The organism is Pleurocapsa sp. FMAR1 (assembly GCF_963665995.1).
Taxonomy (GTDB): domain Bacteria; phylum Cyanobacteriota; class Cyanobacteriia; order Cyanobacteriales; family Xenococcaceae; genus Waterburya.
Window position 1 is genome coordinate 3,594,599 of sequence record NZ_OY762512.1, and the last position, 14,598, is coordinate 3,609,196.

The window sequence follows — 14,598 nt, forward strand, 5'->3', positions numbered from 1 at the left end:
TTAAACCCATTGCGCCTACGAAGTTATGGATTTGAAAAAGTCTAAAAATAATTTTATGATTAGGCATAATAACCAAGAGACTGATATGAGCTTAATAAGATCGCCTTCTAGTTAAAAATATATAATTTTATGAATAATGATCACCATAATATCTCTGTTTTGGAGTCAAACTGGGATGGTATTAAAGTAAGATATTGCCACATGAAGGCTACAGGGGATTTTGCTTGGGCAATGCCCCAAAATGGTATTAGTATTATTTTTGCACCACATGATCGCGCTACTTGGTCGGTGGACGGTGGAGAGAGTCAAACAACTCCTGTAACATCAGGTAGTGTTTTGATTCATTCTAATCGTAATTTCGTTTGGCATTATCGAGAAAAGAAGAGTGAATGGATTTATCTTGAGTTAGAACCGCAAATTTTGACGCGCATAGCTAAAGAGAGCAATTTATCAACCGATTTAGAAATCGAATATTGTGTATTGTTTGGCGATCCGACAATTTTACATTTAGCTCAATTGTTTAAAGCTGAAGTAGTAAAAAGCGGTGTCGCCGAGAAAATATACATAGAGTCGTTAAGAAATTTGTTAGCAGTTCATCTGGTTCGCAACTATAGCAGCATAGAGCGATCGCCAATAACCAAACAAATAACTGAAATAATTCGTCCTCTTAACCCTTGGCAGGTTAAGCAACTTCAAGACTTTATTGAAGATAATATAGACCAAAAGCTAAGTATTGAAAAATTAGCGGCAATAGTTCATCTGAGTCAGTTTCATTTTGTTCGTGTTTTTAAAGAAGCTGTCGGCACAACTCCTCATCGCTATCTAATACAGCGTCGCATCGAACGAGCCAAAACTTTATTGACCGTGACAAGGCTTTCAGTACAGGAAATTGCTATTAGAGTAGGATACGTTAATATAAGTCATTTTACAAAGCAGTTTCGTAACTATGTAGGGGCAACTCCCGCAGTATATCGCCATAGTGTTTGAAGCGATGAGCAATATTAGAACATAAACCCGCAAGAAAAGAGTATCTTCTGGGCGATCATTTTCTATAAGCTAAGAGTAGCGGTACTAAATTGCTCAACTGCTCAGATTGAGAACATCAGTTTTATCAAAGAGCAAAAAATATTAGTAGATAGTTTCAGTATCAAATAATCGTAGTTACATATTAAGGAGCAAATAACAACATGAAATACAAACTACTTGGTAAAAGCGGACTAAGAGTGTCAGAATTATGTTTAGGCACAATGACCTTTGGAGAAGACTGGGGTTGGGGTGCATCAAAAGAGGAAAGTAAAAAGATTTACGATGTTTTCCGTGAAGCTGGCGGTAATTTTATTGATACTGCCAATGTTTATACCAACGGTACTAGTGAAAAGTTTGTAGGCGAGTTTATTGCCAATGAGAGAGATGCCATAGTTTTAGCAACTAAATATACAAATGGTTTAGGTGATGGTAATCCTAATGGTGCGGGAAATCAGCGTAAAAACATGGTACAGTCCGTTGAAGGCAGTCTCAAACGCTTAAATACTGACTATGTAGATGTTTTATGGCTACACATTTGGGACTTTATGACTCCTGCCGAAGAGGTTATGCGAGCCTTTGATGATTTGGTTCGAGCAGGAAAAGTATTGTATATCGGTATTTCTGACGCTCCTGCTTGGGTGGTTTCTCGTTGCAATACCTTGGCGGAGTTAAGAGGCTGGACGCAGTTTATCGGTTTACAGATTGAATATAGCTTAATTCAACGCACCTCAGAACGAGATTTATTACCAATGGCTCATACATTAGACATTGGCGTTACAGCTTGGTCGCCTTTAGCTAACGGTTGGTTGACGGGTAAATATACTAACGGTAAAAATGATGGTGGTGATAAGCGATTAGAAAATGAAATGATGGAGGGGTTTGTTGATAAAAGCGATCGCAATACTGCCATCGCTCAAGAAGTTGACAAAGTAGCAGCACAAATAGACAAGAGTTCTTCTCAAGTGGCTTTAAGCTGGTTATTGAGCAAAGGCGTAATTCCCATGGTCGGCGCGAGAAAAGTTTCTCATGTGGAGGACAATCTTCGATGTGTCGATCTTAAATTATCTCCAGAACAAATAAAACAGTTAGACGAAATAAGCCAAATCGAACTTGGTTTCCCTCACGATTTCTATAAAGCTGATCTAATCAGAAACTTTGTTTACAATGGCACGTTCGATAAAATCTATAATCATCGCTATTCTCAGTTAACTAATTAGTCCTAAATGCGATCGGTTTTAACTTCTGACTTCATTCTTATCTATTACTCTAGCTAGATGTATTAAAATCACTAGTTAATATCTAATGCACATAAGTATCTGGTTAAATAACAAGATTTGACCCGTATAATTTTCCAATAAATTTAAGCGAATTTCTTATGTGGGCAACAATTCAATCTGTTCTCTGGTGGCTGTTTATTGCTTTTTTAGTCCTCAGCCTAGCTCTTTTCATTGGTTTTTATCTGCGGGGGGCATTTCGCGATCGCATTAACTACAAAGTAAAACACGCACCCCGCCCAGACGAGCCACAATTTCCTTTTACCCTTGCCAGTATTACCAATTCTTTTATGACCGATGGTGTTATTACAGATTTTTGGAATGAGCCTGATAAAATTCAACAAGCTCGTATAGATGCAATTAGCAAGGCACAACATACAATCGACTTTGAGACTTTCTTTATGACTCCAGGAAAACGGGCAGATAATTTTGCCGTTGCCTTAGCAGAAAGAGCTTCTGCGGGGGTTGAAATTCGTCTGGTTGTCGATCATTATGGAACAAAAGACATATCAGACAATTATTGGCGACGTTTGCGGGGTGCGGGAGTAAAAGTCTCCTTTTTTAATCCTCCCAATTGGAAAGCTCCTTTAGATTATGCTGGACGGACTCACCGCAAGCTACTATTGATTGATAGCCAATTTGGCTTAGTAGGTGGAGCGGGAATTTCCGATCTTTGGGACGGTATCGAAAAAAAAGATGATACTCAGCCATGGTTAGATGTGGAGATGCGTATCGAAGGAGAAATAATTAGTATTTTAGAAGGAGTGTTTTGTCAACACTGGACGTTTGATGATGGCACAGCGGATTTGGGTAGGAATAAATTCCCGAATTTTAGTAATGGCAGGGAAAAAGATACAAGCGAAAAGCAAGACTCCAACCTAATGTTAGTTGTCCCAGGAGCAAATCCTCGAATCCGTTTCTCACCAATTCAGTCATTTAAATGCAACAGTATTCTCTGCGCTAGAAAAAGAATTTGGTTAGCTAGTCCTTATTTTCTTCCTGATAACAACTCCATAGATATATTAGTTGCAGCCAAGCAAGATGGAGTAGATGTTCGCATTCTTACCACCAGCCAACGTAGCGATAAAAAACCTGTTTACTATGCTTCATTTGAACACTACGGCAATTTATTGCGAGGCGGTGTAGAAATCTATGAATTTCAGCCTAGTATGACTCATGCTAAATTACTCTTGATTGATGATATTTGGGCGACTACGGGTAGTGCCAATTTTGACCCGCGCAGTTTTTGCCATAATGAAGAGCTAGACATTTGTAGCGCGCAACCTGAATTAGTACAAGGCATTAAAGACACTTTTGAAAAAGGCTTTGCCCAAAGCAAACGTATAACTCTTGAGCATTGGCAAAAGCGATCGCTAATTAAACACCGTATTATTGGTAATACAGTAGATTTTTTCCAATGGCAACTATAGTCGTACAAGATTAGATTAGCGGTGCGACCCCGCGTCGCCGTTAGGCGCAAGACAAAGGCTTTAGCCGCATGTACGCGCACCAAGACAGGACAGTGAGGGTGATTGGCTTGAAAGTAACAAGTAATAAGTAGCAAGTAACAGTTGAAAAAATGTCAAACACGTTTTTGCGTAATGCTACATAAGCTATTAAACACTCATAATTAAATAATTGAAGGATTGTAATTAGTGCAGGTGAGATTAGAAAACGATATATTATTTGTTGCCCACCAAGATTTGCCACCCTACAAAAAAGGTGGCTCTGTGGTACGCAATAGTTACTTCTGGGCGTTAAAATCTATTGCCTGTTTTACGTCTAGAAACAAAGATTGGGAATACGATGCAGAAGTTTGGGTAGCTCTTGCCAGAATGTTAATCTCTTTCACCGAATCTGGATATTTAGGAGAAAAAGAAACCTGTTTAGAATTTCCTGAAACTACACCTATTCCTAATCAATTACGTTCCGTTTCTAGCTATTTATAATATTGACCAACGGTCACAGCAGCGGATAGACTCCCTAAAATACAACTATCTGTAAGATTATTTTTTCTGATTTCGGGAAATCTGTTGGTTTTTTAGGCGATCGCGCAGCACCTCAGCTTCTTCTAGATCGCGCTGTGCTTGAAGCTGACGTAAAGCTTCTTGGGTTGTCCCGACAATCAGCCCTCCAGTGCCACAGATTAACATATAAGTCTGTTCTAAGTTTTGATAGTTTTTACTGGTGTAGGGAGTTTTTACAATCTTTGCCAGCACTAAGCCAATGCCGACACCAAGTGCTGCTGTCACTACACCAGCAAACCAGATTTTACGTTGGTTCATAATTTTCGCTTTGTGTGAAATGGTTATGTTCAAATAAACTAAGTGGGTAGACAAGAAAAAGCTTAGTTATGTAACAGAATGTTTAGCTAGAATTAAATCGAAAACGTTCTATCGAGTATTCTCCAGTTATTCCTCTGGCTTCTATTCCAGACATAACTGCATAAGCAAGGTCTAATTCATCTTCAAACATTTGCCCTACTAGCTCATGAGTTTTTATTTGATGCCACTCTACTTCAATCGGATTCATCTGTGAACAATATGGTGGCAAGAAAAACAGGTATAATCCCATTGCCTCCCATTGTGACCATTTCTGCTGTACTTTTTGGCTTTTGTGGATTGAACCATTGTCTTGTACGATGACTCTAATTTTTCCCGTGCGCTTCAATTGTGACTGTGCAAGCTTTGCTTGCTCATCCATCATTTTTATATAGCTTTTGCTATTGAAGCTACCAATAGCCAGACCATAAGTAAACTTAACTGATGGTTGCCAAAGCCCCAAGATGCTTAAGCGTCTTCCTCTTCTCTTAGTCTGTTCGAGTCTTTTCTGTTTTCCGCGAAAAAAGTAGCTGTAACTTACGGGTGTCCACATACAAAATCCCGATTCATCGAGATAAAATAGGTCAACCTCTTCTGCTGCTGCACTTAATTCCAACATATCTAAGTCAGCTTGCTTAATTGCGGTAGTGTTTCTGGTCTTGGCGTTGACTATGAGACTGGCGAGTTCGTTTCCAAATTATCCCCTTTTTTTGAGTACCCTTCGTAGATGCTCAGGACTCAATTGAATTTGTCTTTCTCTGGCTAGTTTTTGTGACAGTTGTTTGCTGTTGTAGGTTCGCTGTTCATTTTCTAAACTCTGTTCGAGATGTTCTAAATCTTCTTCTGAATAACGTTTTTTCCCTCCTCTTCCTCTAGCTTCCCATAACCCTGCTAACCCCAATTTTTGCCATCTTTTGATTGCTTCTCGGACAGTCTGTCGATGACAATCAAAATGAACTGCAATGTCTTCGATGTACCATCCTCGATTATTGAGTCGTAGCATTGAGCCTCTGTCTTTGACTCTTTGAGGAACAGTTGTCGCCGTTCTTAACTCTAGTAATGTTCTATCTTCTTCTCTGTTCAAGAAGATTCTCAGCCTTGCTCCCATCTCGATTTTCCTTAATTTGTCTAATCTTCGACTTTAATTATCTTTACATACTTTATCTTTTTCATCCCTCCCTACTTAGTACGTAGCTTTTAGCTCTTAGCCCTTAGCTTTCAGCTACGAGCGATCGCTCGTTTAAACTGGATTATCACCTTCTTGAAAGCGAGTTGAGGCGGGAGTATCGGCGCGATCGCTCCTTTCTAGATTTTTTGCATCTTTTACACGACCGTTAGAATCGTCTGCATCATCTTTTGGCGGTTTCTTATTAAGAAATTTCGCTTCTAAGCTTTTGATAACCACATAGAGGACTGGTACGACCAAAAAGCTCAGTATCGTAGATACCAGTAGTCCGCCAACCAGAGCCGTTCCAATTGACCGACGGGAAGCCGAACCCGCTCCAGAAGCAATAACCAAGGGGAAGAAACCAACTAAAGAAGATACCGCAGTCATCAGGATCGGACGGAAACGTTCTTGGGCAGCTTCTTGTGCTGATTTGACAATAGAAACTCCTGTCTCTCGCGTTTGGTTGGCAAGTTCCACAATCAAAATCGCGTTTTTACTGGCAAGACCAATCAACATTACTAGTGCCACCTGGACATAGACGTTGTTGTCTAATCCTGCCAAGCCAATAAAAGATAAAGCACCTAAGATCGCCAAAGGAACAGTTAACAGAATGATTAGGGGATCGATATAGCTTTCGTACTGAGCCGAGAGAGTCAGAAAGACCATGATGATCCCAAAGAGAAATACTAATGCTCCTAAACTACCAGCAGCCAGTTCTTCTTTAGCCAAACCAATCCAATCTCCAGTGACTCCAGGTAAAGACGATTTTGCTACTGCTTCATCAATTGCTGCGATCGCTTGACCAGTAGAAGAATCTTCGGCTGCCTCTGCCTGAATTTTGATCGAGCGATCGCCGTTGTAGTGATAAATAATCTGGGGGCCAATAATACGAGAAATTGTGGCTATTTCTCCCAGAAGAATCATTTGTCCTCCCCGCGATCGCACGTAAAGATTCTCTAGATCGTCAGGAGAATTACGAGCTTCGCCCTCAGCCTGTAAAAATACCCGATAGCTGCGTCCCTCTAGAGTAAAGTCGTTGACATATTGAGAACCTACCAAAGCGCCAATGGTTTGTAGTGCCGACTCAAAATCAACATCTAGAGCTTCGAGGCGATCGCGATTGATGTCTACCTGTAGTTGAGGGGTACTGGCTGAGAACTGGGTAAAAGCCGAGCCAACCGCAGGTGACTTATTGGCTTGAGCAATAATTTCTTGAGCATTGGCTAGAAAATTATCGATATCCAGGCTTCCGCCACTTTGGTTTTGTAGCTGTAGTTCAATCCCTCCAGTGGAGCTAAACCCAGGAATGGGCGGTAGGTTAAAAGCAGCAATGGTCGCATTTTGATTTACATAGAATTGTTGGTTAAGTCGTTGGATAACGCTTTCTGCGGTTTGATCCGATCCAGTTCGCTCATCCCAAGACTTGAGTTTGGCAAAGAACACCCCTTTATTGGGGCCTGCACCTTCCAAACCAATACCGCTAGCGACAAAATAATCTTCTACTTCGGGAGTATTTTCAAAAGTCTCGGAGACAAACTTGGTAACTCGATCCGTATAGCTCAAGGATACTCCATCAGGAGCTTGGATGATTCCCAAGAAAACCCCCTGATCCTCTGGGGGAACAAAGCCTCCAGGCACTGCTTTAAACACCATATAGGTGGCAAATAGACCCAGGACAAACAAGCCAATTACAATGTAGCGAAGGCGAATGAGAAACTTAACGAAGGCCGTGTATCGGTCTATAACCCAGCTTAAAAACCGATTAAATGGCGTAAATATCTTGTCCAAAAATCCTTTTTTGCCATTACCTGACTGCTTTTGTTCTTGCGATCGCAACAAGATTGCAGACATAGCGGGGGTAAAAGTCAGGGCGTTAAAGGTTGACACAAGCACGGAAAAGGCAATAATTAAGGCAAACTGCTGGTAAAGTATCCCAGTTGTTCCTGGGAAAAACGCCACGGGAATAAATACTGCCATCAGTACTACAGAGGTGGAAAGAACTGCCCCAGCAATCTCGTCCATCGCTTCAAAAGATGCCTTTTTCGGTGTCATTCCTGCTTCGATCTTGGCGGTAATTGCTTCGACAATAACGATCGCATCATCTACAACTAACCCTGTAGCTAGAATTAAGCCAAACAAAGTCAAACTGTTAAGTGAAAATCCGAAAGCAAAAGCAAATCCCAATGCACCTATAAGTGAGACTGGAATTGCCACTGCCGGAATAACGGTGGTGCGCCAATCTTGCAGAAAGATAAAAATGATGATGATTACCAGAGCGATCGCCTGGAGCAAGGTTATAAAAACCTCTTTGATCGATACTTGAATAAACTCAGTGGTATCGTAAACTAGAGATTTAACCAATCCTGGAGGAAAATTCTGACTCAATTCATCCATGGCATCTTTGACGTTATTACCGACATCTAGGGCATTACTTCCAGGAAGTTGAGAGATAGCAATACCAATGCCTTCTTGTCCATTAACGCGAGCATTGGCAGTATAGTTTTCTGCACCAATTTCTGCATAGCCCACATCCCGCAGATGCACCACCGCGCCACTTTCTAAAGTTTTGACTACCAAATTTTCAAACTCAGCTTTACCTTGAAGGCGACCTTGAATCCGAACTGGTAGCTCATAATCTTGATCTCCAGGGTTAGGCTCTTGACCAATAGAACCCGCGCCCACCACTACGTTTTGCGAACTAACAGCTTGAGATACATCCAATACGGTTAATCCTCTAGCAGCTAGAGCTTGAGGATCGAGCCAGAGTCGCATCGCATTTTGTTTGGCCCCAAATACGGTAACGTCTCCTACGCCCTCAATCCGCTTTAAAACATTAGTGACATTGGCATCGACATAGTTACTAACGAAAATGTCATTGTAGACTCCTTTTTCGCTATAAATACCAAAGATCAAGAGGATGCTACTAGATGCTGCTTTGGTAGTAACCCCCCTTTGTTGGACTGGACTGGGCAACTGTGGTAAAGCCTGGGCTACGCGGTTTTGGACGTTAACCTGAGCAATATCCTTATCCGTTCCCGTAGGGAAATAAATTGAGATATTACTACTACCAGCATAGCTCTCAGAAGTTGAGTAATCCATTCCTGGGACACCGTTAATTTCCTCTTCCAAAATTGTGGTAACGGTATCTTCGATAGTTTCTACATCAGCCCCTGTGTAGGTACTTGACACCTGAATTTGAACGGGGGAAACATCGGGCAGATAGTTAATTGGTAGCAGAGGAATACAGACTCCTCCCACCAGGACAATGACAATGGTACAAACCGTAGTTAGTACGGGACGTTTAATAAAGTTTCCAGCGATGGAGAATAAAGCCATAATTAATTAAACATTTGAAGGTTGGCGATCGATAATTTAAAAGTTGCGTCTGAGGTGGAATATGATTCCGCCCCCCTGCCCCCAATCCTGGGGGAGTCAAGATAACTTCAAGTCCCCCACTCGCGCGTACGTGCGGGCAAGCCCTTCGGCGACGCGGTGAGACAGTTGCGGTGGACTGGTTCCCCGGCATAAGGAGGGCGCGTCGCCTGTGGTTTCCCAGGCGTTTATGTCGCCCGTCAAACTGTTGAACCCTTTAGGGGGTCGCTCGTCTTGGGGGATTTAGGGTGGGCGGAAATGCCCTGAGTTAAAGGGCATATTCCACGCCCACCCAAAGGGGGCATTTTAAAATCAGCAACGTTAAAGCAGTCAACCTAGAACCTGCTTAAGATTCTGGTTGATTAGATTCTGGTTTAACGGGCGCACCATCTCGCAGCTTGAGGATGTTCGAGACGGCAATGCGATCGCCTGTTTCTAGTCCAGAAGTGACCTGATAACTATTGTCCTGAATCGGTCCCAACTCTACGGGGGTCATGTTAACTACCTGTTTATCGTTTTTGTTAGGTTCATTGTTTAACTGATAGACAAATTCCTTTCCTCCCGTGCGAGAAATCGCCCCAGTCGGAACTAAAATTCCGCGCTCGGTGTCCCAAGTAAGACGTGCCTGCACATATTGTCCATTTCGCAATTCACCTTCGTTCTTAAAACGTGCTCTTGCTAAAATAGTTTGGTTTTCTGGGTCAACCGTTGGCGAGATAAAGGTAAGCTTACCTGTAGATAATTTTTCTTTGCTGGTAGGATCGATTAAATCTAACGGTAAACCTAGCTTAAGCTGGTTTGCTCGACTCGAAGGGACTTGAATATTTAAGAATAGCTCATCTGATTGGGTTATTCTCGCCACCACAGATTGACCAGCACTTACATAAGCTCCCTCCTTCACAGGAAAATTATCTATAACTCCAGCTATAGGAGCTTTAATTGTCTTAAAACCCGTACTTACCGAAGAAGCATCCGCCTTTGCCTGTGCCTGACGAATATTAGTTTTTGCTTGGTTTATTTGAACTTCGGCGGTAGAAACATCTTGTTCTGCGCTAATTAAATCGTTTTTTGCTGCTTCGGCTTTCTGTAATGTTTCGTCTAAGCGGACTTGTGCCACTCCACCTTCTTCAAACAGCTTCTGCACGCGCGGTACATACTTACTAACTAAATCGTAGTTAGTTTTTGCACTATTGCGTTTAGCTTTAGCAATGTCGAGTTGCTTAAGAGCATTTTGATAATCGTCTTTGGCTACATTGACCCCTTCTAAAGCTGCTTGATAGTTGGGTGCGCTTTCTCCAGGCTCTAGCTCCATGATGGTTTGCCCTGCCTCGACTCGTTCCCCAGCCTCAACTAAAATCTTTTTAATGCGTCCTTGAATTTCGGGATTAACCTCAACGATTTTAACCGCTTCTAAGTTACCGACAAATTCCGAGCGATCGCCAATTGTAGCGGACTGTAATTTTGCTATTTTAACGGGTATAGCACTTGCCTCAGTATTTTCCTTGGCATCAGTGGCATCTGAGCTAGAATTGCAGGCAGTACTCAAAAATGAAATCGATAGGGTTGCTCCCAATAGGACAGGAGATAAACGCCTTTTAATAGTCGTTCTAACTTTCATGTAAACTAAAATATTTTAAACGTTAATACTTCTCTCTAGATATTTTCTACCGTCTATGTTCTATATTCGCGGAGATAGGGCGAGCGACGATCGTGCTATTGATAAAAATTATTCTTTTTAGGCTTGAGTTAAACAGAGGCTCATTCTCAAGCCAGAACAAACGAACTGCACCCATGCAGTAGAAGATAAGTTTGGCATTGCCGAATTGAGATTTGATTCCCCGGCATCGCGTCGCGCCCCCCTACCCTTAGAATTGCCTGTAAGGGGGCATTTGAGAACTAAAAAATATATAGATTCATGTTTGAATTCAACAATGACGATTAACGATAATAAGTAACGCCACGGTATTTCAATTTGGTTTTCTGTTGAGATTTAAGAGCTTTGTCTTTTTCAATTTGTAAAGTTAAATCCCCATAGCGATCGCGTTTGCTATTATCCAAACACCGACAATCTTCTAAAAATTCTTTTTTATGGTCATACCAAAATGCGAGCGGCTCGAATACAGTTTTCGCGCTAGATTTACTTAATATATTTTATCCAGGGAAATTTAGGATTGATACCCACTGACAAAGAATTCCCTCGATAGACAATCTCTAAGTTATAAGGCTTAATAGCAGTTTTTCTTTCTACTGCTTTTTTCAAAAAGACAACAATACCAGAATAAGAGTTAAATTCCTGCAAATCTTTTTTCAAAATCAAAATACAGGGTATTCTATTACAATTAATAAAAGTTAGCCAGTGATAGTCACAGATTACTCCGCCACCTCCGACATGAACGGACAGACATATGTGGAGGTGCGCCTTGGTACTGCGATCGTTGGTTAAAACATACACAATTTACTAGGGAGTAATAAATCAAAATTGTTTGTTCTCAATGGCTATGAATATTTCTTGGGTTTCTTACTTATCTGTAGTGCAGTTCCAGCCCTAGCTCTAACTGCTTCTAAACTACTAAGACCCAGTAACGGCGGTCCTGAACGTCAAACAACTTACGAATCTGGAATGGAACCTATTGGGGGAGCCTGGATTCAATTTAATATCCGTTATTATATGTTCGCTTTGGTTTTCGTTGTCTTTGATGTAGAAACAGTATTTTTATATCCCTGGGCAGTAGCTTTCAGCCGCTTAGGATTGTTAGCATTTGTAGAAGCATTAATATTTATTGCCATCTTGGTAGTTGCTTTAGTATACGCGTGGAGAAAAGGAGCTTTGGAATGGTCATGAATTCCCAAACATTTGAACAACAGCAAGCAGAAAAAATTCTTAATCCGATTAACCCGACCAAGGTCACTCAGGATTTATCAGAAAATGTCATTTTAACTACGGTAGACGATCTTTATAATTGGGCAAAACTCTCTAGCCTGTGGCCCATGCTATATGGTACAGCCTGTTGCTTTATTGAATTTGCAGCTTTAATTGGCTCTAGATTTGATTTTGACCGCTATGGTTTAGTCCCTCGTTCAAGTCCTCGCCAATCGGATTTGATTATTACCGCAGGTACAATCACTATGAAAATGGCTCCTGCTTTAGTCCGACTTTATGAGGGAATGCCTGAACCCAAGTATGTAATTGCTATGGGTGCTTGTACTATCACAGGAGGAATGTTTAGTACCGACTCTACTACCGCAGTCAGAGGAGTAGATAAATTAATTCCCGTGGATGTATATATTCCTGGCTGTCCTCCTCGTCCAGAGGCTATTTTTGATGCCATCATCAAGCTACGCAAGAAGATTTCTAATCAATCTTTACAGGAGCGAGCCGAAGTTTTAGAGCAGACCCATCGTTACTACAGCACTGCACACAACATGAAGGCTGTAGAGCCAATTTTAACTGGTAAATACGTGCAGTCTCAAACTCGTCAAGCACCACCTAGGAAGCTCGCCGAAGCAATGGGAATGCCCTTACCTGCAATAGAGTCAGCAGAAAAAGAAGAGGTAGAACGTGGTTGAAGAAAAGAAAGAGAATCAAAATCCTGATAAAGAGGTGGCAGCCTCAGAAATAGTTACTGCAGGTCAGACTTCTAGCTGGCTAACTGAAAATGGTTTTGATAACGAGGCTTTAAATCCTGACACCTCTAATATTGAAATGATTAAGGTAGATGCAGATTTATTGTTGCCTATTGCCACTGCTTTATATGCTTATGGTTATAACTACCTCCAGTGTCAAGGGGCTTATGATTTAGGACCAGGCAAAGAACTAGTTAGCTTTTATCATTTAATTAAAGTTGACGATGATGTAGAGCAAGCCGAAGAAGTTCGTCTAAAAGTCTTTTTGCCGAGAGATAATCCTCAAGTTCCTTCAGTTTACTGGATTTGGAAGGCAGCAGACTGGCAAGAGCGGGAAAGCTATGATATGTTCGGTATTGTCTACGAAGGTCATCCTAATCTCAAGCGTATTTTGATGAACGAAGATTGGGTTGGTTGGCCTTTGAGAAAAGACTATATATCCCCTGAATTTTTTGAGTTACAGGATGCTTATTAATTTAATAAATAGTTGATAACTATTGAGATAGTAGCTATTAATTGCCATATTTTTGATTCAAATCACTGGATGTAGAAACACAATTTTTAAGTTTCTACATCTTTTTATTTCTAAACTTGTTCAAAACTTATCCAAATCAGAGTAATTTTAAGGCTTTCTCAAATTATTTAAATTGTTAAAATATTTAAATATCAAATTATTTTGTAAGAAATAAAGCGATCGCCTTACAGCAAATTCCTGAGCGGCAATTAGCAAACTGCGATCGATAATCAAGCAAAATATCAAGCTCAAAAGCGATTATATATTCAAGAACTAGATTTGCCTCTGGTTGTCTGCGTCGATCATAACCCCCATGTCGGTCAAAATATTACGCAAATTTAAAATCCTGCTGGCTATTGTGTTATTGCCGTAAATGATGCAGCAAAAACTTTAATGGTACTATTGAAAACTCAGCCAACTCTAGTTTTTTTGAATGCAGCAATGTCAGACTAATTATTTATTTACAGTATTTTAATATTTTTAAACTCAATACTGGATGTAAATTCATCGCTATATTCTTTGTAATAGACTTAATCCATGAGTATCAGTGCCACAGGTACTATAGAGATTGTGTTTTTTAGCTAATTCTTGCACGTTTTTAGTTTTATTGGGGCTAGGTCTCCAGATTTTAGGATTATCATAAGCATAGTAAGTTTCTACACCATCAATTTCTAATTCGGCAACTGCTGGAATTAATCGGTTTCCAGAACGGCGATAGCGTTCTGGATGAGCTAGTACCACTAAGCCTCCAGCTTGGTGAAGACAATCAATTACCTGTTTAGCTGCTGCATCTTTGCCTAAAGGCTTTTCTCCTTGAAGATATAGCTCTAAAGAAGGATGTTCGGGATCGAAGCCATAACCCAATATATGTACTTCTACCTCTAACAGCTTGGATGTAATTTCTACCCCTGTCCATAAATGAGGCAGGTTTTCTACTTTACTTTTAAAGCCTAGATCTGAAAGATATTGTTCGGCTTGTCGATAGCCGCTAACCGAATGATGGTCTGTAATCGCAAAACCTTGAAGTCCAATAGCGATCGCCTGTTGCACCAGGGATAATGGTGTTAGTCTACCATCTGAAGCAGTGGTGTGCATATGAAAGTTAAAAGCATAGGGACAACTAACATAGCTAATAGTTTCCCAGACACTCTTGAGGTAAACAGTGTCCTGTGTTTTTGGTTTGAAAGGATACATAGCAACCATGCACATCAAAGGGGAGAAAATGTTTCTATTGGTTACAAATACCATAACAAAATAAAATACCTACTGGGAAGCATAACTAGGAACGAGCAATGATAA

General features: G+C 40.8%; 12 protein-coding genes and 1 pseudogene. 7 read left to right on the top strand and 6 right to left on the bottom strand.

Going from position 1 to position 14,598, the window contains the following annotated elements; translation table 11 throughout:
- Positions 1-129 precede the first annotated feature (129 nt).
- The 4 genes from SLP02_RS17500 (at position 130) to SLP02_RS17515 (ending at position 4,249) form a co-directional block, all read left to right on the top strand.
- A complete protein-coding gene (locus SLP02_RS17500) occupies positions 130-987 on the top strand; it encodes a helix-turn-helix domain-containing protein (protein WP_319422023.1) in 858 nt (285 codons plus the stop codon).
- Between the two features lie 200 nt (positions 988-1,187).
- Positions 1,188-2,243, top strand: coding sequence for an aldo/keto reductase (locus SLP02_RS17505; protein WP_319422024.1), 1,056 nt, complete (start codon positions 1,188-1,190; stop codon positions 2,241-2,243).
- Between the two features lie 158 nt (positions 2,244-2,401).
- Positions 2,402-3,730: a phospholipase D-like domain-containing protein gene (locus SLP02_RS17510; RefSeq protein ID WP_319422025.1), complete on the top strand. Its 1,329-nt coding sequence runs from the start codon at positions 2,402-2,404 to the stop codon at positions 3,728-3,730.
- Between the two features lie 225 nt (positions 3,731-3,955).
- Complete coding sequence (locus tag SLP02_RS17515; protein WP_319422026.1) at positions 3,956-4,249, top strand: hypothetical protein; 294 nt, start codon at positions 3,956-3,958, stop codon at positions 4,247-4,249.
- A 57-nt stretch (positions 4,250-4,306) separates the two neighbouring features.
- Here SLP02_RS17515 and SLP02_RS17520 read toward each other — a convergent pair whose 3' ends face one another.
- The 5 genes and pseudogenes from SLP02_RS17520 to SLP02_RS17540 all read right to left on the bottom strand — a co-directional run bounded on the left by SLP02_RS17520 (position 4,307) and on the right by SLP02_RS17540 (position 11,613).
- Positions 4,307-4,585, bottom strand: coding sequence for a hypothetical protein (locus SLP02_RS17520; RefSeq protein WP_319422027.1), 279 nt, complete (start codon positions 4,583-4,585; stop codon positions 4,307-4,309).
- Positions 4,586-4,667: 82 nt separating this feature from the next.
- Positions 4,668-5,729 (bottom strand): annotated as a pseudogene (locus SLP02_RS17525) (IS630 family transposase).
- Positions 5,730-5,861: 132 nt separating this feature from the next.
- The gene (locus tag SLP02_RS17530; protein WP_319422028.1) at positions 5,862-9,125 is read right to left on the bottom strand and encodes an efflux RND transporter permease subunit; all 3,264 of its coding nucleotides are present in this window, start codon (positions 9,123-9,125) and stop codon (positions 5,862-5,864) included.
- A 382-nt stretch (positions 9,126-9,507) separates the two neighbouring features.
- Complete coding sequence (locus tag SLP02_RS17535) at positions 9,508-10,779, bottom strand: efflux RND transporter periplasmic adaptor subunit (protein ID WP_319422029.1); 1,272 nt, start codon at positions 10,777-10,779, stop codon at positions 9,508-9,510.
- Positions 10,780-11,298: 519 nt separating this feature from the next.
- The gene (locus tag SLP02_RS17540) at positions 11,299-11,613 is read right to left on the bottom strand and encodes a hypothetical protein (RefSeq protein ID WP_319422030.1); all 315 of its coding nucleotides are present in this window, start codon (positions 11,611-11,613) and stop codon (positions 11,299-11,301) included.
- Between the two features lie 27 nt (positions 11,614-11,640).
- Between SLP02_RS17540 and ndhC the strand changes: the two genes are divergently transcribed.
- Genes ndhC through SLP02_RS17555 form a run of 3 tightly spaced genes read left to right on the top strand, consistent with a single transcriptional unit; the run spans position 11,641 to position 13,260 of the window.
- Positions 11,641-12,003, top strand: a complete 363-nt coding sequence (gene ndhC / locus SLP02_RS17545; RefSeq protein WP_096723038.1) for a photosynthetic/respiratory NAD(P)H-quinone oxidoreductase subunit C — start codon at positions 11,641-11,643, stop codon at positions 12,001-12,003.
- The gene (locus SLP02_RS17550) at positions 11,994-12,728 is read left to right on the top strand and encodes an NADH dehydrogenase subunit K (protein WP_319422031.1); all 735 of its coding nucleotides are present in this window, start codon (positions 11,994-11,996) and stop codon (positions 12,726-12,728) included. The genes ndhC and SLP02_RS17550 overlap by 10 nt, the downstream gene beginning before the upstream one ends.
- On the top strand, positions 12,721-13,260 hold the full coding sequence (locus SLP02_RS17555; protein ID WP_319422032.1) for an NAD(P)H-quinone oxidoreductase subunit J: 540 nt from the start codon (positions 12,721-12,723) through the stop codon (positions 13,258-13,260). Before SLP02_RS17550 ends, SLP02_RS17555 begins: the two co-directional genes overlap by 8 nt.
- A 549-nt stretch (positions 13,261-13,809) precedes the next feature.
- Here the strand turns inward: SLP02_RS17555 and SLP02_RS17560 are convergent.
- Positions 13,810-14,502: a PHP domain-containing protein gene (locus tag SLP02_RS17560; protein ID WP_413467396.1), complete on the bottom strand. Its 693-nt coding sequence runs from the start codon at positions 14,500-14,502 to the stop codon at positions 13,810-13,812.
- Positions 14,503-14,598 lie beyond the last annotated feature (96 nt).